The sequence below is a fragment of the Desulfitobacterium dehalogenans ATCC 51507 genome (assembly GCF_000243155.2).
Taxonomy (GTDB): Bacteria; Bacillota; Desulfitobacteriia; order Desulfitobacteriales; family Desulfitobacteriaceae; genus Desulfitobacterium; species Desulfitobacterium dehalogenans.
Genome location: NC_018017.1, coordinates 874159 through 892568 on the forward strand (window position 1 = coordinate 874159; position 18410 = coordinate 892568).

Consider the following 18410-nt stretch of genomic DNA (forward strand, 5'->3'; position numbering starts at 1 on the left):
GGATTTGAGACTGAGTTCTTAAACAATTCTCAATGGTACGCTATTCGCATAGGTGCAGCCATGAAAGATCGAATAAAGTATACTGCAGCTTATCAAGTTGTGCCCGTTAGTGCAGTGACTTATATTGCGGAGGTACATGAAATAAAGCCATATAAAGACACCGGCAAATATATGATTCTTTTTAAGGGCAATGCGCAAAAACTTACTAACCCTATCCCAGTAAAAGATACAACTAATGCGCCTCAAGGGCCAGTGTACGTAAAAAGAGAGAGGCTTATAGTATCTGAATTTTTAGAAGACGCTCTTGAAGTATGAAAGCGCCAATACTGCACATAACAGGGCATTCCCAACACTTAGAGGATGATGCATGTGGTTAGGACGCGCCGGGAATACCCAAAACGTTATGTGTAATGTGGCTTACGGAGATAATTTTTGGAGAGTGAATAGATGATACGAATTAACTCTCGGGCTGAATTGAAATCTTTTCTAGAAGAAAACCATTGGTTTGAGGATGGTTATATAACTGAGCTTAATAGTGAAGTCTTATCAGATAATAAACTTTCGTCAGTCCATATTAGAATTGGCTATCAGATTGCGGGAGATTACCGAGCAGGAAATCCTCGTACGGTCAGAGAGTTCACTATTAAAGCTTGCGGTATTAAATTGTGGACTTATGATGATAAGACTTGTTTTAATCCAGAACATTGCATGCAGGGCATTGAGCTTTTAGATGATGGTATGGGCATTCAATTCGATATTCCCGAAATTGTAACGCTTATCTGTGAAGAGTTAATTGTAAATAGGCCATTTGATATTGAGTCTATCACAAAGCCTTGGCTCAGCGAGCGGGAGTATATAGCTACCATTCCTGGAAGGGAAGTTCCGTTACCTGAGGAATGGATAAGTTGGTTACAAAAAGAAGGATTTAATGTGTCATGGCGTTTTGCTGGGAGTGAGGCAAAACTACCCGAAAAAGTTTCTTATCCTGATTATTCCGGCTGGTTCTTACAGAAAACCGATAAAGTGAAGATAACTGATTTTGGTGTTTTCTTTTTTCATGTTGAAGATAAAGAAGGTAGGCTATTTCTTCATATTGAAAATAAGGATAGTGATGTAGATCTATGGTTTGCAATAACGAAGATTATAGCTCAGATGCCGAGAACTACAATTTTGTGCGGAAATTGTACATTTTCAGGTGAGCAATGGATAAAGTATTTAGCTGATGGTACGTATACGGTATAAATTTGAGGTCTGCCACACTACACATAACAGCGATTTCTCGACACTTAGAGGATGATGAATGCGGGTTGGGACGCGTCGGGAATTCACAGGACGTTATAAGAAATGGTGCGCGGTTAAGAGAGCTTATTCGGAAGATGTGGAAAGGAATATTATGAGTAGTACTACAAAAGAGTTAATGATTGGTGTACTGAAATCAGGTTTATCTGCTATTCCCGTTGCGGGCGGTGCGCTAAATGAAGTCCTCTTTGAGATAAGGGGTAGGATTGCACAGCAAAGGTTAAACGATTTTACTAATAGTTTTATAGATTCAATAAGAGATTTAGGGATCTATATTGATAAGGAAAAGATTACATCTGAGAACTTTAATGATATTTATTTTTCTATCGTTAAGCGTGTTGTTGAAACAAACTGCAAATATAAACTCGAAATATTCAAAAACATCCTAATCGGTAACATTCAAAGAACTTATAAGTCAGATTTTAGAGAAACATATTTAGATTTAATTATGAAGCTAGATTTTGTAGAAATTGAAATATTGGAGATGTTTAAGGATACTGGTAGATCCGGTAGCATGGATATAACTAGTGAATCTATCGCAGTAGTATCCACATTAACGAGTAAATCTTGCAAAGAGGTAATAAAAGAAAGGATTAAGGAGTGTTCACCTGATTTAACTACTTTAGAGACTGAAGGAAAATATGAGTATTATATATGTGATCTAATTTCAAAATCACTGTTAATCGATTCAAAAACTACAGGGAATACACATAGAGATTTGGGAAAAGAAGGATTAACAGTATTATACATAACCGACTTTGGAAAGGAATTCCTTAAATTCATTCGTGTAGGTTTTTGAGGATTTAGTCAATCTCTGGGGGCGCACCACTTCTTATAACAAGGTGTTCCCGTAACTTGGCCAATATGAATGTGGTATTGCGCTACGGGAACACCCAGAACGTTATATGAAACCCCGGTTTCGGAGAATTCTTTTAGGATCTTAAAATAGATAATAAATATAAAGTATGATTTGAAATGGAGGAGAATGAAATGACAGCTTCAACACACTTTAGTTTTGGGCTCTTTGCATCACTTACATTTTTATTTTACATAGCATTTTTCGGGCTGGTAATTTACTTCATGATAAGCGCAATAATATTCTTTAAGAGAAAGACAAGGAATGATGAAGCATTAATTAATAAGATAGATGAGCTGATAAGGTTCAATAGAAAAGAGTAAGGGAATTATTTTTGGGGCATTTCAAGGCTTCGTTTTGCTGTGGTTGGTCTTTAGGCATTCTGTTTGTTGGGGTAATTCTATAGGCATTTCTTATGTTGAATCGAATCTATAAGCATTCTTTTTATATAGAAATGCTACTCGGATTTATTTTGTTATTAAGGTAGTCCTTTCAACATTCAATTTTTAGAGAAATGCTTTGAAGCCCGGGGCTTCATATAACACAGAATTTCCCGCAACTTAGAGGATGATGCATGTGGTTGGGACGCTGCAGGAATTTCTAAACGTTATCTGAAAGATGCCTGAGAACGCTCCATCCATGGCGCGTAAGATTGTGGTAAATCGGAGGAGTTATATAAGAATGATTCGAAGACGGTTATCAATAATTTGCATTCTTATTATATCTGGGTTACTGAGTTTGACAGGGTGCACTGAACACTCAGAGTCTAAATCAAGTACCGTAAATGACTTAGTTGATTCTTACTATAAGAGGTTTGAGCCAACGAACAGAGGAGACTTAAAGATTCTTGCTCAGAAGCCAATAGACAATAAAACGTTGGTTTTAGCAGAAAAATACTCAGGTGATGGGCATTCGTGCACTGAGCTGTTTTTAATAAATAACGATAAGAGAATTGAGAAGAGGGCAACTGGTCTTACACCAATTAGTATGTGTTTTAGTGTAAATTTATTGGAGTATGAAAATAACACCATAGCATTTGGAAATTTTAATAATACGAAATGGGAAATGGAAACTGACACTAAGAAACCTGTAAATATACAGAACATCTTAGTTAAGTTTAAAAACGGAGAGATAATTGAGGAGAATGTGGGCCTGGGCTATATTATTTATTCGAAAACTTTATCTGATATTGAGATTGTTGAGCTGTATGATAAAAATGGTATATTACAGAGCGATTTGAATGATTTGCGTAAATATGGAAGCGTTTTTACAGAAGTTTCATTTGTTGATATCGTGCAATAGAAAGTGTTCAAGGGGGTGCCGTCCAAGGCAACCTCTGAGTCTGGGGTCGGCATCCTTCAGATAACACAGAGTACCCGCAACTTAGAGGATGATGAATGTGGTTGAGACGCTGCGGGTACTCCTAAACGTTATACGAAAACCTGACTCAGTTTTAATTGTGATATATTTGTGGTTTTTTTGAGGAGGATGTAGATGTCATTTACAGAGAAAGTGAAATTAGAAGCAAAGAGAAAATCGGCTTTTAGATGTGTAGTATGTAGGGAGCCATTTGTAGAAATACACCATATTATTCCACAAGAGGAAGGTGGCCCAGATACATTAGATAATGCTGCACCTTTGTGTTCCTCGTGTCATGACTTATATGGAGGCAATCCATATAAAAGAAAACAAATAAAGCAAATGAGAGATTATTGGTTTGAACTGGTTGAAAATACTATTATGACTAATGATGGAGCATTACTAGAGATTGAAAAAGATCCATATTTTCTAAACAGTCTTAAGAATAAAGGTATAGCACTTTATCATGTGGTATTTGAAAATGAAAGTTTCGAAGAGTCGGCTCAAATGATCTTCGAGATTGTTAGAACTGCTCAAAAAACCCAACCCAATTTGAATAGAGCATTATATTTAGATATTGATGGACACAGAAACGAAAATGGTGGTTATGATAATGACATGTTTGAATTGCAAAGACACTTTATTCTTGGTTATTTGTTACCATTTTTAAGTGAGATACACATACCACTGTGCTCTGCTAAAAATACAAAACTTCAAAAAAATAATATTCCTGATGAATTAAATATATTTTCATCTGATGAAGAGATGATTAAGCATCTTAAGAAAGAGGGAAAAGAGAAATCTTTTACGATATATTCCGAAGAAGAATCTGGGGTATGAGTCAGGCCTTCGCATAACAGGCAGTTCCCAAAACTTTGAATTGATGAATGTAGTATGATGCTTCGGGAACTGCCGGGACGTTATATGAAACGGCGCGGATTTATACCTAAAACATATTTTCCCAAAGATTGGTTAGACAATTCCACAAAGTTTTGGACAGACTTTTTATCTAATAAACCCAATTCAATGGAAATCCACCTAGAGAATGTATATGAAGATGACTTTAACCTTCTTAAAGAATTAGTTGATGCAATAGGTGATCCTAAATTTTCAATTTGCTTAGATTTAGGTCATGTTAATGCAAACTCCACGAAAGAGCTTAACAATTGGATACAAGGTCTAAATGACAGGATTAGGTACGTTCACCTGCATAATAACAATGGAAAATTTGACGATCACTTTGGCCTTTGGATGGGTGAAATCGATATGTTAAATACGTTAGAGTTGTTAAAAGTACATTCACCAAAAGCACTCTGGACAATAGAGACCCTTTCTGTGGATATTAAACCGTCAATTGACTGGCTGGTGGATAACGGATTTATAAAGGGTTAGTTTGTTTAAGTATTGCTTTGGGGGCGCCGCATCATATAACGGCGTATTGCCGACACTTAGAATAGATGGATGTGGTTAGGACGCGTCGGCAATACGCGGAACGTTATATGATAGAGCGTGCTATCCTAGCGTGAGTTTTGGGTACTATATGTCAGTGGAAGGTTTTCGGTAGGATGCGTCCTATGGTACTGCAGGCAAAGAGATTCGCTTTTTTTAATATGAAAGGAGTAAAAATATGAAGGATAATGAAAAATATAACTTTTTAAGATTGGACATTACACTAAATAGAGGTGGATACGATTACGAGGACATACAAGAGCTCTTTGAGGAGCCATTTAGTACTCTTTATCCTACAAGAATTGGATTTGAGTGGCAACCGGCTGCGGTAGGGTAGCAATTTTATCGAATTAAAATTGATATTTGACTTTGCCTTGATGGGTGTGGCAACGGTTGTTGTAGGGAAAGTAGCAAGTGACTTCGGCCAAATCGGAATCTTGAGAGAGGGATTAATAATGGATTTAGTAAATGACTTTGATAAAATCATCCGTGATGTATCCAGTGTATTGGGAAAGTCTATCGATAAATCCAAATATGAAATTATCGATAGAGGAATACCGCATCAACCAAGAAGTTTGCCGACCCGAATGATGGGGGTCTACACCTTTTGGTATGAAGGCGAATTTTTAAAAATAGGAAAAGCGGGACCTAGTAGTAATGCAAGGTTTTTGAGTCAGCATTATAATCCCAAATCAGCCCAAAGCACCCTAGCTGCATCGGTTTTGTCAGATAAGAGGATGCAAGATAAAGGTATAACTGAAAATAATGTTGGTGATTGGATAAAAAACAATTGTCGTAGGGTAGATATATTACTAGATTCGGATTTAGGAATATTCACATTGGAACTAATTGAAGCGGCACTTCATTATAAATATGAACCCATCTATGAAGGATTTGCCACACAAAGATAAATTGGAATTTGTTGTTTTGAGGTTAAGCGTATGGAAAAAATCATCATTTAGCGGCCTAGTGGTATGAAACTGCCAACTCACCAAACATGAGCTTTGGAAGCAAGGAATTTCTTATAGCAGCGAGTTTTGATTCTCAACTTGATTTGTAATACTGCAAGCTGCCATAGGTCGGTCCAATTACTTTAATAAAATTGTGCAGAACATCATAGTCTGGCAAAAGTACTTGCATCGACTTGACTCTAACTCGCGGCAGTTCGGTTTGAACTGTACTCCCAGTGTGCAGGGACTCAATCTCTTTTTCGTGGGACATACCCCACAGACTCATATAGTAGATCAATTCCTTCGTTGCGGGGCGTCATTATTGTTATATGAGAATCCACCGTAATATTGGTTTGTGTGCTACTGGCCTAATGTGTCATGTCCGGTGGAGTTGACTAAGAGATCTACAAACTCTAGCCTTTTTTCATTAATGCTCGGCAAATGAGTACGCGAAATTGATAAATCAATGGTATGATTGCGAATACATTTTTGATTCACAACTATCTGATCTAATTCATCAACATATTTGTGTAATACCACGAATGATAAGAGTTGTTAGGCTATCTAAAGCAACTTCTTGCCAGGCTTCAGGTTGTTCTCCACCGCACGGCTCATACTCCACAAATCACGACTTAAAAATGGCTTGTGCCATCTTCTCTAAATGATGATTTACCAAAGGAGGCAAGCTGATGGGTAATTACAATTTCTACTATGACGAGTCAGAGCATAGTAGGAAGATAAACCAAAAAACAATAACAGCGGATAACTACTACGACAGTTTTATTGCTGTGGTCGTTGGCTGAAACTCCGAAAATGAGGTTGACCTGCTTAGAAGGTATGTTGCATTTGAAGAGAAGTACCAGTACAGGCAGTCAAAAGGTGAATTAAAAAGCACCACTATCAAACAAAGTCAACTGAAAAGCGGCTTTGCATCCTTGAACCATGACAATATTTGTTTGTTGGAAGATTTTTTGGCTTTGTTTGATGATAAAACCCTCATATACTACGCAGTCATAAGCAAAATAGAATATATCATCAGGCAACTTTTTGAAGACTATAAAAACAGCCTTTTTGTAGACATGGACGCAATGAAATACTCCATCACAAAGGCATTAGTCTTGTATCAGCCAACGGAGATAATAGAGGGCCTCTATGAGAATACTGACGAACTTGTTACTCTACTGAAAATTTTCTTTAAGGCTCAAATTGAAAAGGACAAGGCAAACGAATCATTGAAGCAAAAGGAAATTGAGCAATTCAGCCAAATACTAATCCTTTTAGATAACGTATCTACAATTAGAACAATAGACTGGAATTACGACATTTCTTTCGTAGGTTTCAAGAAATACCTTGCCGAAAAAGCAATAGGTAACTATTCATTAACTATAGATAAAGAGGGCGAGAATGGCAACACGGCAAAAGCGGCGGAGCGGGTAGGCCTACGCACTATTGCAGAAGCAGATTCATTTAACTCCTTCGGAATCCGTATGGCAGATATGTTGGCGGGTGTGATTTCAAAATTGCTTAAAGCACTGCATAATGCCCTACAATACACTTTGCCCGAAGAACAAGTTCACAAAAAAATTCTCGATAAAAGCTGGTTTATGATTAACGAGCGGCAGCTTGCGCTTTACAAGAAAATGCACAATGTAGTGGTCGAGCTAAACAAGGCTTGCTATAAAGCGTTCGCAGGAACATACTCAGATGACTTGATTGTGCTTATTGCTTTCTTGCAATTTATGAACCATTTTGAAATGGCGGAAGCAATAAAAAGTGACATTGATATGCAAGGTGAGTATTTTAACGCTTATTCTTGCAAAAGTTTGGCTGACTACTACGAACGAATGAGAAACAAGCTGTCTATCGACCCCATAGTCGATACTTCAAATGATTACTTCCTGAATCAAAGGGGCGCAAAAGTTTATTATGATAGCAATAAGCAACCGTTGCTTGAATTCAAAAACGGTCGGATTGTCTGTGACGTTTTGGCGGTCGGTTTTAGCAGAGAGATGATTCCATTAATAACGATAGCGGAAGCAAGCGAAGCCAAGTGCTATAGGCTTCCAACAGAGTTAGCAGACTGGGCTATGACTTTAGTCGGATTTGCCAATATGGGAGAGAACTTGTTTCCCTCAAAAGTTATGTTTTCTCATACCAAAGACGGATGTTACGCCGATATTTTGTAACGGATAAGATCCTATAGCATACACCGAAGCCAACTATGAAAACGCGGTGATTGTGTTCACGAAAACACAAATGAAGATGAGCTCTTAAAGTCAATAAAAAAATACTATTAAAAATTTGAGACTTATCAGTCAGATAATACATCATATAATATTTCTGACTGACTAATCCTGAGGCGTTGTGAACTTCCATTATTCTTATTTGATGTAAATAGGGCTTATCGAATTGTTAAAGGGGCCGCCGTCCGTGGCGTCCTCTGAATATGGGGACGTACGGCATCGTATAACACGGTATTTACGTAACTTTGTCAATATGAGAGTAATATGACGCTGCGTAAATGCCGGAGACGTTATATGACATTTCCTGCAGGACCGCCCGCCGTCCATGGCGGGATTTAGACAAGAGCGTTATTTCATACTTCTAGGATTTTATGTTACAAAAAATCAAGGTTTGATATGTTTCCACTAACCTCGAACATAAGGAGATAAAATGTCAAATATCATTGAGATAAGCGATTTTTCATCGCCCAATTTGGATGTCTTTGCTCGCCTGACGGAAACGCAGCTGCGCAACCGGTTGGAGCCGGAGATGGGCATCTTTATTGCTGAGAGTACCAAGGTAATTGGACTTGCCCTCGACGCTGGTTGCGAGCCTATTTCACTTTTGATGGAGCGCAAATACATTAAAGGGCAGGCACACGATATAATCACCCGCTGCGGAGATATCCCCGTCTATACTGCCGATAGCAACCTGCTAGCAGGGCTGACTGGCTTTCAGCTGACCCGCGGTGTGTTGTGTGCCATGCGGCGTCCTCATCTACCCAGCGTTGAGGAGGCGTGTGCCGGTGCAAGTCGAGTGGCTGTGCTTGAAGGTATTGCGGACTCTACCAACGTCGGTGCCATTTTTCGCTCGGCTGCGGCACTAAGCATCGATACCGTGCTGCTTACCCCCTCATGCTGTGACCCAATGTGTCGGCGTGCGGTGAGAGTGAGCATGGGAACTATCTTCCAAGTGCCATGGACCCGTATTGGCAGCGAGCCCTCACAGTGGCCGCAGCCTGGCATGGAAAGTCTGCGCAAGCTGGGCTTTAAGACCGTTGCCATGGCTTTAAGTGATACCGCTGTCAACATAGACGATCCGCAGCTCATCGCTCAGGAAAAGCTTGCTATCATACTGGGTACAGAAGGTAATGGACTGGCACCCAACACGGTTGCCCACTGTGATTACACCGCACGTATCCCCATGTCCCATAACGTGGACTCGCTGAATGTTGCTGCAGCAAGCGCAGTGGCTTTCTGGCAACTCAGAGCCCGGTAAACTTTTATATTCTTATAGTGCATCGTAAAATTCCTAAACTGTGAACTAGTTGATTAGGAGTTGTCTGGGGGCGCGCCCTCCATGGCACTCTGGCTTCGCGGGGCAGGAAACGTCATATAACAGAGGAGCCCCGCAACTAGAGGATGATGCATGTGGCTAGGACGCTGCGGAACTCCTCGAAACGTTAAATGAAATTGGTCGCAAAGCCGTGCCGTCATGGCGCGGGTTGTGTAGGTAGGTTTGAAGGAATTTACGATTTAAAGTTCCAGTTAGTTATATAATATGGACGGTTTTAGAATGAGGATTTCGAATGAAGAATATTATCGTTACTATGGCAGCACTACTTATACTATTCACCGGATTCACAGTACCGGTTTATGCATTATCAGACACGCAGTCTGCAGCAATACAAAAATTGTTGGATGATGCCTGTCGTATATCTGGGGTACCGGGCATATCAACTTCAATCATCAACGGAGATGAAACGCTTTACATTTCTTCCGGTTACGGAAACCGAGAGAGAGGGTTGCCCGCGAATGAAAACACTCTATATGAACTGGCTTCGGTTAGTAAAGCTTTTACCGGTGCGGGTATTTTGTTGTTGGAGGAGCAGGGGCTACTGTCCATGACCGACCCTATTGAAAAATATTTACCTTGGTTTACATTAAAGTATCAAGGGACACCTGTTGATATGCAAAGCCTTACGCTTAATCACTTTTTGCATCATACCAGCGGCTTGACAAATATCAAGCATGCTCAAAACATTCCGCAAGGGAGTACGCCGGATATGCTGAGAAAAACCGTAGAAATGTTGGTGGATGCTGAACTGGCATTTGCGCCCGGCGAGCAATACAATTATGGGACTGTAAATTATGACGTTTTAGGTTTGGTTATTGAGGTTGTGTCGGATCAAAGCTATGAAAGATTTATGACGGAGCAGGTGTTCCAGCCCTTAGGGTTATCTCATACTTACGTTTACAAAGAAGATGCGCAAGCAATAGGGCAGCTGGCGCAAGGCTATCGTACTTCTTTTTTCACAACAACTCCATATGATGCGCCGGATTTTGGCGGTAACAAGCCAGCGGGATATATCATATCCAGTACGACGGATATGGCGCGTTGGATGGGCATACAGATGGGCGTTGTACAAGATATACCCGACGTGTTCAAAGCGATTATTAGGAACTCACATCAAGGAAATATGACAGTTTTAGATAGCAACGGAATGTATTATGGGGCAGGATGGATGGTAAATGCCGATAAAACAATAATCGAGCATTCGGGGGGCAATCCCAATTTCGCAACCAAAGTAGCAATATTTCCGAATGAGCAAATAGCCATCTGTCTTTTATCCAACGGTGCAAGCACGAATATTGGCTTGGTGATGAATATCAAAGAGATTCTGGACGGCAACCTATCTCAAACATATACAATGAGTGGTACACAGCTTTTGGATGTAGCACTTTCCTCCGCAACAATGATTGCCTGCCTGTTGGCGGTGGTATTCTTTGCTTTGGGATTGCGCACAAAGAGAAAGAATGAGCGGCAACCAATAACAAAAAAGAAAATATTCATAACAGTTGCTTGGCTGACGCTTGCTGTTGCCATGAGTACTTTATTATGTTGGGTTTTACCAATGTTCATCGGATACGATTGGTCAACGATTCTTGTTTGGCAAACATATAGTATCCTTACAATCTTCATTTCGTTGACACTATTGGCTGCATCTATCACATGGTTTGCATATGCTCGTCGATCTAGTGCTATATCCCGAAAATAAGCGGGATTTGAGGAGTCGCCCTCCATGGCGACTTCGAGTATGGGGCGACCAACTTCATTTAACAGAGAATTGCCGAAACTTCGCAAAGATGAATGTTGTTCGGAAGCTTCGGCAATTCTCAGGACGTTATATGCAACCCTAGTCATGTTGATTATTTTTATTAGCTTGGGTAGTTTCGTATATGTGAAACAATCCGAGCTTTTTTACAAGATTAAGAAGGATTTGGTCAATTCTCCACGAAGTGGTAAATGCGCATGTTGGCCAGGAGTGCAGTCGAAATTTATGTGGGGCTAGGTACTATACGATTTTGGTTATGCTGGGGAAGTCATGCAAGCTTCGATTAGCCCGGGGAAGTATGCATGCTTCATGTTTCGATTGTTATGGTATTTCCGACGGGCAGCATATAACACGAGGATTCCCGCGAGGGTGCGGTAAAGAAAGCTTTTGGGGTATGCCGTATCACATGTCCTCTGTCACAAGACTTGCAATTTAGAGTTGAATAAAGAGAAGCAAGTCTTGCGCCAGCCCTAGCGGGACGGACACGTCGGGACTCCCTAGAACGTTCTACGACATATCATGTAAAGACCGCGCCATCCTTGACGCGGATGAAAAACTGGGGTATTCCTTCATATTTGTAGGAAAATGTGTAGTAAAGATTATAGACATATTGTGGCAATAGCCCACTGCTGGCTCGAAGGGTATGGTATATTTATGTAAAATAATGAAATATGATTTGTGCAGTAGTTTTTGAAACGAAATCAATGATGGAGATGGTGTGAGTTGAAAGTGCGCACTTTGCAAAAATATATCAGAGGATTGTTATGCCTCGGACTAATTCTGGTTATGGTTTCCGCTATTGCAGGCTGCGCCCAACACTCTGAAGGAAAAACCGATACCGAAAACGTTCTCACGGACAACAAACCGATAATCGTTGAGATTACCGATCCGGCTGAGCTGGAGCATCTCTGGCAGGAGTATATATATGATGCCATTTATACCATCGGTAGTACTTGGGAGTTTCATTCGGCGCAGGAGATCGACCCGGCAGTCGTGGCTCAGTTTTGTTGGGTGAAATATCAGGAAGAAAACGATACTGCCAATCTCAAGACAGTGAGTGAGGAGAACATGAGCCTGCTTTTTCCGCTGGCAGATGCCCTGAAGTACGCCGAGCGCTATTTTAACCTAACAACCCTGGAAGTGAGCAAGATACCGAATCATTACTTTAACCCGGAAAAACAGGCCTTTGTATTGGGAAAGAATTCGGAAAAACCCAAGCCCGGTTATGCGGAACGGAACAGTTGGGGCGTTCATCCGGCTAAAGTAACCAGGGGCGCTGACGGTACCCTCACGGTTGAGTTGGAACACTATGATACATATGAAAACCGCCGCGTTGACAGCAGGCAGACATTTACTTTAAAAGAGCGTCCTAACGGCAGCCTCTATTTTGTGGAAGGCCGCAGGGAGTTTATCAATAATCATTTGGTAGCCTTGACCGGGGACGTTAAGGATTTTCCGGCAATCGACGGCTTTGACGGTGATTTACAGGAAATTTATATGGTTGGAGAGGTGGAAGGGAAACTGCTTCTTTCCTACACACCGAACAATGAGAACCAAAGCCCTGCTTTGATGCTGCTTAATCCGGATAATATGAAGATTGAGAAGAAAGTGAATCTAAAAGGCAGTATTAACGGCACCGAAGTAGAATATAAAGGCGGCAGATTGGTCGTTCGTTTCAAGGATAAGGTATTAATATATCGCGGAGATTTGGAAGTTGAGAATGAAATCCCCCTGCCCGGTGTCATTACAGCTAAAATTGACAGGGAACCACAATATGATCAAAATGGTTTTTCAGAAGTATATTTCGGTGGTTATGACATAGCCTCCGACTTGAACCGGATTGTCTATTCCGATGAAATAGGCGTCAAACTGGTCACGCTGGAAGACGGAAAAGAAACGCTCCTCGCCAAAACGGTTCAGCCTAAGCTACCCGAGCCGTCCAGGGGGGCGCCTGTTGGCCCTTCTTATCACTTTTCCCCCCGGTTTGTCGCGGGTGACAGGAAAATAATCACGACGCTGACCGGTTATGAATGGACTTCAGGTTTTACGTTCTGCGATTTGGAAGAAGGAACAAGCAGAACGTATGATATCATAACGGAAGGATCCTTTGCAACCGGCGCCATTCGTTATGATACCGGTCTTTTGTTTGTTAATGAGTATTGGCCTGATGAGAGCGTCGGGGAGAATAACCGGAAAACGGATCAGTATAAAACTTTCTTCCTGGACTTTCATACCGGCAAAGTAACGGAGATAGAGATCGGCCAACCGGGAGATACAGGTTACATCCGCTCTGATCATCAATGCTATGTCGGTCAGGACTTTGCGGCCTTTGTCACGAGCAAAAGGTCCGGTGGCGATAGAGCAAATGATAGACATTACTTGAACCGGATTAAGCTGGAGACACTTGAGCCCGAACAGGAGATCGTCTCAATTACGGCAGCAGAGCCCCATATCCTGGGGGTTATGGCCGACGGGCGCATTGTTTTCTGGTATCAGTTCAACCTGGAGGAAAAAGGGATTTGCATTACCTCAACCACTTCAGCATCGAGAGAATAGCTAATTTATAGTCCTCACTTATGACCGTAATCATTATCTCAAAAGGTAGATCACCTAAATTTTCAGTAAGATCACCTGTTATCTCGAAAGTAATGACAAAAATGTAATCCTTCGTCCAGTGATTGTTTAAGGCAGCGCCATCCGTGGCGCTGCTGAGTCTGGGGACATGATACGTCGTAGAACAGACAGTTCACGAAACTCTGAATATATGAATGGAGAATGACGCTTCGTGAACTGTCGGAACGTTATATGACATTTCCAGCAGGAACGCCCGCCGTCCATGGCGGGATTTAGACAAGAGATTATTTCGTACTTGTAGGTTTTTACTAAATAATGAATGGGGGTACCCTTTTAATGCAAGTTCAGATCAGCCACGATCTAAAAGAACGATGGGATAATGTATGTTTAGGCGTATTGATATATTCTGCCAACGTCGAGGGGAGTTCTCCTCAATTGGTCGAGTTCTTTCAGAGAACGATTGATCAATTGAATAATCAGTATTCGATGCCTGAAATTGCCGATATACCACATATTCGGTCAACACGAAATGCCTATAAAGCGTTGGGCAAATCTCCTTCAGACTACAGAAATGCTGCCGAGGCAATGCTTCGTCGAATCGTAAAGAGTAATGGTCTTTATCATATCAATAATGTTATTGATATTAACAATTTGATGTCTGTCACAACAGGTTATTCCATTGGTTCGTATGATACTGAGCAGCTTTCGGAACTAGTGGAGTTAAGAAGGGCGCCCGACGGAGAAAACTACCAGGGAATAGGGAAGGAGGCAGTCAATATTGAGCATTTGCCAACGCTTTACGATAGGCTGAGTGCTTTTGGCAATCCTACAAGCGATAGTAGGAGAGCAATGATTCAGACGGGAAATCGAACGATTATGACCGTGATTTATTCATTCGATGGTAAAAGTGATTTGCAAGAGGTGATCGATAGGTATTGTGAATTACTAATACAATACTGTTGCGTTGAGGAAATTAATACTATATTTGTCCTTTAGAGAGCAAATCCAAATTGGCATGTATCGCATTATTCTTAAATTGTAAACTAGTTATAGGAGTTGTCTGGGGGCGCGCCGTCCATGGCGCTCTGGCTTCGCGGGGCAGGGAAACGTCATATAACACAGAATTCCCCGCAACTAGAGGATGATGCATGTGGTTAGGACGCTGCGGGAATTCCTAAATGTTATACAATATGTGGCGAGTGCAGACAACCGCCATCCTTGGCGGTTGGGATAAGGAGCAGTGCGGATGAGGAAAACTGATTATCGAAACATTGCCGACAAGTATGATAAGAACAAGTACCGACAAGAAATTAAACCAGATGAAGACTTGAAGAGGTACGTTGATAAATGGACTAGCCAAGGTATAAATGTTCTTGATTTAGCCTGCGGTACTGGAATCTATTTGCAAAATCAAATTAACATTTTCCAGAATGCTAGCATTGATTGGCATGGGCTAGATGCATCAGAGGAAATGTTACACATAGCTAAAAGTAAAACTGATAGATGTAGTTTTACTAACGGCTTGGCGGAAGCTCTTCCGTATGAATCAGACTCATTTGATTTTATTATCAACAACTATGCGTTCCACCATTTTTGTCAGAAAGCTGATGTGTTAGACGAAGTGTTCAGGGTAATAAAGAAAAACGGAGTTCTAAAGATACATAACATTTCAATTCATGACATGAGGCACTGGTGGATATATGAGTTTTTTCCATCCACGTATTACGAAGATCTTAAACGATTTTGGTCAAAAGAATTGATCTTTAATGAGTTGTTGAGTAGGGGGTTCGACGTTAACGTTCGCATGGAATTTGTAATGAAAAGCAATAAGATAACTGAATTTATGGATCATGTCTATAACCGCGACATCTCTGCTCTTACATTGATCAGTGATGCAGAGTATCATCACGGACTAGAGATGATGGAATATAGAATTAAAAATGATCCAGAAGCATTAGTGATAAATGATTTTGCTGACATAGTTTTTATTGCAACAAAAAGGTGAAAATCGAGGGCGGCCCTCCATGGCCGCACTGAGTTTGAGGGCACCCGCCATACATCGTATAACAGAGGGTTCACGACATCGGGTAAGAGCAACTTTTGGGGTGGCCCGACGTCGTGAACCCTCAGGACGTTAGGCGACAGAAATTGATTTGGGGTCTATCGAAGGAATGACCTAGGGGGATGAACAATTAGAACACCGATCAGAATTCGCAAAGCTATATATCGGAGTATTGTTTATATCATGTTTAGCGGATTAGTTGTCTTAACAGCTTGCTCTACTTTAGATACGTCATCAATAAATTCTGCACATCAGTTTGTTGTAGATACTGGTACTGGTGACCAGGGACCAGTTCTTAGACTTTTAACCCAGGATAGAAAGGGGAAAATTGAAATCTTCGACGGAGAGTTTGCAGACGGAACGAAGATTTTGGAATCGGTTGTTTACGAAGTGAGATTTGATAAATGGAACCAGATAACCATGGGGCAATCACCTTACAAATCTAACGACCCAGTGAGGATATCTGGTGGAGGCCAATTCGGAATAATAGAAGTCATTGATCCAAACATCATTTACGTGGACTATGAAACGCAAAAGGATAAGATACAATTGACTATCATTCAGGTGAAATCTCGTAGGTTCGTTGCCTACCAAAAGGTCCAAGGAAGCAAGGAGTACTTTCAAATTCGCGGTGTCAGTAAAGATGGCGAAATCATATGGCAACTCTTCCCTGAGGGGTATTGGAAACAGTGAGTATATGGAGAAAAGTAGGAAGTGATTTCCGTCGCCTAACACGTCCATTTCCGCAACTTGCCAATATGAATGTAATATGGCGCTGCGGGAATGGCGAAACGTTATGCGAAATGGTGCTTATGATAATTTTTGGGGAGGGGAAAATGGGAATTATGAATGATCATTATAGAAAGCTAGAACGGATGTACTTAAGCGCTCCAATTAATAGTCAATTATATAAAGGTATTGATATAACCATTTCCAAAGAGGCTGCGGAGATCGCTCTTAAAATCGAACCGGTCTATTTTCATGCGGCAAATGCTATACACGGTTCCGTCTATTTTAAACTGTTAGACGATGCTGCATTTTTTGCGGTGAACTCTATTGTAGAAGATGTATTTGTATATACGGTTTCCTTCAACACCCATCTGTTACGCCCGATTAGTAAGGGAATAATCAAAGCGATTGGTCAGTTGAAATTTAAATCTCAGAACCTATTTATATCAGAATCAACTCTATATGATGACCAGGGTAAGGTTGCAGGTTTCGGAACGGGAAACTTTATGAAAAGTAAAATTGGCCTAACATCGGATATCGGATATAAATAGGGATTAAACTGTTAACGGAAAACGTTCATTACTAATATAGGCTGGGTTTGGGGGCACCACATCGCATAACATGGTATTCACGAAACTTGCCAAGATAAAGGAAGTATGACGCTTCGTGAATGCCCGGAACGTTATATGACATTTCCTTCAAGACCGCCCGCCGTCCATGGCGGGATATAGACGAGAACTTAATTTCGTACTTGTAGATTATTGTTTCGTAGTGGTAGAAAGATGTATCTTATATGCAATATAGTGTAGTTAATAGTATAGTATGTTGATGGTGGTGTAATTCTTACTTACGGTAAAAAAGGATTTTATATTGCAAAAAAATCAAGGTTTATATGTTTCCACTAACCTCGAACATAAGGCGATAAGATGTCAAATATCATTGAGATAAGCGATTTTTCATTGCCCAATTTGGATGTCTTTGCTCGCCTGACGGAAACGCAGCTGCGCAACCGGTTGGAGCCGGAGATGGGCATCTTTATTGCGGAGAGTACCAAGGTAATTGGACTTGCCCTCGACGCTGGATGCGAGCCTATTTCACTTTTGATGGAGCGCAAATACATTGCAGGGCAGGCGCACGGTATAATCACCCGCTGCGGAGATATCCCCGTCTATACTGCCGATAGCAACCTGCTAGCAGGGCTGACTGGCTTTCAGCTGACCCGCGGTGTGCTGTGTGCCATGCGGCGTCCTCATCTACCCAGCGTTGAGGAGGCGTGTGCCGGTGCAAGTCGAGTGGCTGTGCTTGAAGGTATTGCGGACTCTACCAACGTCGGTGCCATTTTTCGCTCGGCTGCGGCACTAGGCATCGATACAGTGTTGCTTACCCCCTCATGCTGTGACCCACTGTGCCGGCGTGCGGTGAGGGTGAGCATGGGTACCATCTTTCAAGTGCCATGGGCCCGTATTGGCAGCGAGCCCTCGCAGTGGCCGCAGCAGGGCATGAAGAGTCTACGCAAGCTGGGCTTTAAGACCGTTGCCATGGCTTTAAATGATAACGCTGTCAGCATAGACGATCCGCAGCTCATGGCAGAAGAAAAACTTGCTATCGTATTGGGTTCAGAAGGTAATGGACTGGCGCCCTGCACGATTGCTGACTGCGATTACACCGCGTGCATCCCTATGTCCCATAACGTGGACTCTTTGAACGTTGCTGCAGCCAGCACCGTGGCTTTTTAGCAACTCAGGGTCCGGTAAGCTTTTATATGCACATAATACGTCGTAAAAATAGGAAAAT

Annotated in this window: 18 protein-coding genes; all 18 read left to right on the forward strand. The window is 41.4% G+C overall.

Annotated features, from left to right (window positions below; translation table 11 throughout):
* Nucleotides 1–60: 60 nt before the first annotated feature.
* Entirely contained in the window at nucleotides 61–315 is a 255-nt protein-coding gene (locus DESDE_RS04140; RefSeq protein WP_050981802.1) for a hypothetical protein, read from the forward strand.
* A gap of 132 nt (nucleotides 316–447) precedes the next feature.
* Nucleotides 448–1242 (forward strand): hypothetical protein, encoded by a 795-nt coding sequence (locus DESDE_RS04145; RefSeq protein ID WP_014792783.1) that lies wholly within the window; start codon nucleotides 448–450, stop codon nucleotides 1240–1242.
* A gap of 58 nt (nucleotides 1243–1300) precedes the next feature.
* A complete protein-coding gene (locus DESDE_RS04150) occupies nucleotides 1301–2098 on the forward strand; it encodes a hypothetical protein (RefSeq protein ID WP_014792784.1) in 798 nt (265 codons plus the stop codon).
* 191 nt (nucleotides 2099–2289) lie between these two features.
* Nucleotides 2290–2478 carry a hypothetical protein gene (locus DESDE_RS04155; protein WP_014792785.1) on the forward strand — a complete coding sequence of 63 codons (189 nt, stop codon included), beginning with the start codon at nucleotides 2290–2292 and terminating at the stop codon, nucleotides 2476–2478.
* Nucleotides 2479–2836: 358 nt separating this feature from the next.
* Nucleotides 2837–3457 (forward strand): hypothetical protein, encoded by a 621-nt coding sequence (locus tag DESDE_RS04160; protein ID WP_014792786.1) that lies wholly within the window; start codon nucleotides 2837–2839, stop codon nucleotides 3455–3457.
* A 192-nt stretch (nucleotides 3458–3649) separates the two neighbouring features.
* The gene (locus tag DESDE_RS04165) at nucleotides 3650–4354 is read left to right on the forward strand and encodes an HNH endonuclease signature motif containing protein (RefSeq protein ID WP_014792781.1); all 705 of its coding nucleotides are present in this window, start codon (nucleotides 3650–3652) and stop codon (nucleotides 4352–4354) included.
* A 54-nt stretch (nucleotides 4355–4408) separates the two neighbouring features.
* On the forward strand, nucleotides 4409–4906 hold the full coding sequence (locus DESDE_RS04170; protein WP_041917209.1) for a TIM barrel protein: 498 nt from the start codon (nucleotides 4409–4411) through the stop codon (nucleotides 4904–4906).
* Between the two features lie 235 nt (nucleotides 4907–5141).
* A complete protein-coding gene (locus DESDE_RS21780; protein ID WP_014792787.1) occupies nucleotides 5142–5300 on the forward strand; it encodes a hypothetical protein in 159 nt (52 codons plus the stop codon).
* 118 nt (nucleotides 5301–5418) lie between these two features.
* Nucleotides 5419–5874 carry a hypothetical protein gene (locus tag DESDE_RS04175; protein WP_148269901.1) on the forward strand — a complete coding sequence of 152 codons (456 nt, stop codon included), beginning with the start codon at nucleotides 5419–5421 and terminating at the stop codon, nucleotides 5872–5874.
* A 974-nt stretch (nucleotides 5875–6848) separates the two neighbouring features.
* A complete protein-coding gene (locus DESDE_RS04180; RefSeq protein WP_242831329.1) occupies nucleotides 6849–8099 on the forward strand; it encodes a hypothetical protein in 1251 nt (416 codons plus the stop codon).
* 487 nt (nucleotides 8100–8586) lie between these two features.
* Entirely contained in the window at nucleotides 8587–9414 is an 828-nt protein-coding gene (locus DESDE_RS04185; protein WP_014792789.1) for a TrmH family RNA methyltransferase, read from the forward strand.
* A 310-nt stretch (nucleotides 9415–9724) separates the two neighbouring features.
* Complete coding sequence (locus DESDE_RS04190) at nucleotides 9725–11194, forward strand: serine hydrolase domain-containing protein (protein WP_014792790.1); 1470 nt, start codon at nucleotides 9725–9727, stop codon at nucleotides 11192–11194.
* A gap of 786 nt (nucleotides 11195–11980) precedes the next feature.
* Nucleotides 11981–13807, forward strand: coding sequence for a hypothetical protein (locus DESDE_RS04200; protein ID WP_242831393.1), 1827 nt, complete (start codon nucleotides 11981–11983; stop codon nucleotides 13805–13807).
* 354 nt (nucleotides 13808–14161) lie between these two features.
* A complete protein-coding gene (locus tag DESDE_RS04205) occupies nucleotides 14162–14821 on the forward strand; it encodes a B3/B4 domain-containing protein (RefSeq protein WP_014792793.1) in 660 nt (219 codons plus the stop codon).
* A gap of 250 nt (nucleotides 14822–15071) precedes the next feature.
* Entirely contained in the window at nucleotides 15072–15830 is a 759-nt protein-coding gene (locus DESDE_RS04210; RefSeq protein ID WP_014792794.1) for a class I SAM-dependent methyltransferase, read from the forward strand.
* Nucleotides 15831–16070: 240 nt separating this feature from the next.
* Complete coding sequence (locus tag DESDE_RS04215) at nucleotides 16071–16580, forward strand: hypothetical protein (RefSeq protein ID WP_014792795.1); 510 nt, start codon at nucleotides 16071–16073, stop codon at nucleotides 16578–16580.
* Nucleotides 16577–17167, forward strand: coding sequence for a PaaI family thioesterase (locus tag DESDE_RS04220; RefSeq protein WP_242831330.1), 591 nt, complete (start codon nucleotides 16577–16579; stop codon nucleotides 17165–17167). The genes DESDE_RS04215 and DESDE_RS04220 overlap by 4 nt, the downstream gene beginning before the upstream one ends.
* Before the next feature lie 375 nt (nucleotides 17168–17542).
* Nucleotides 17543–18352, forward strand: coding sequence for a TrmH family RNA methyltransferase (locus tag DESDE_RS04225; RefSeq protein WP_014792797.1), 810 nt, complete (start codon nucleotides 17543–17545; stop codon nucleotides 18350–18352).
* Nucleotides 18353–18410 lie beyond the last annotated feature (58 nt).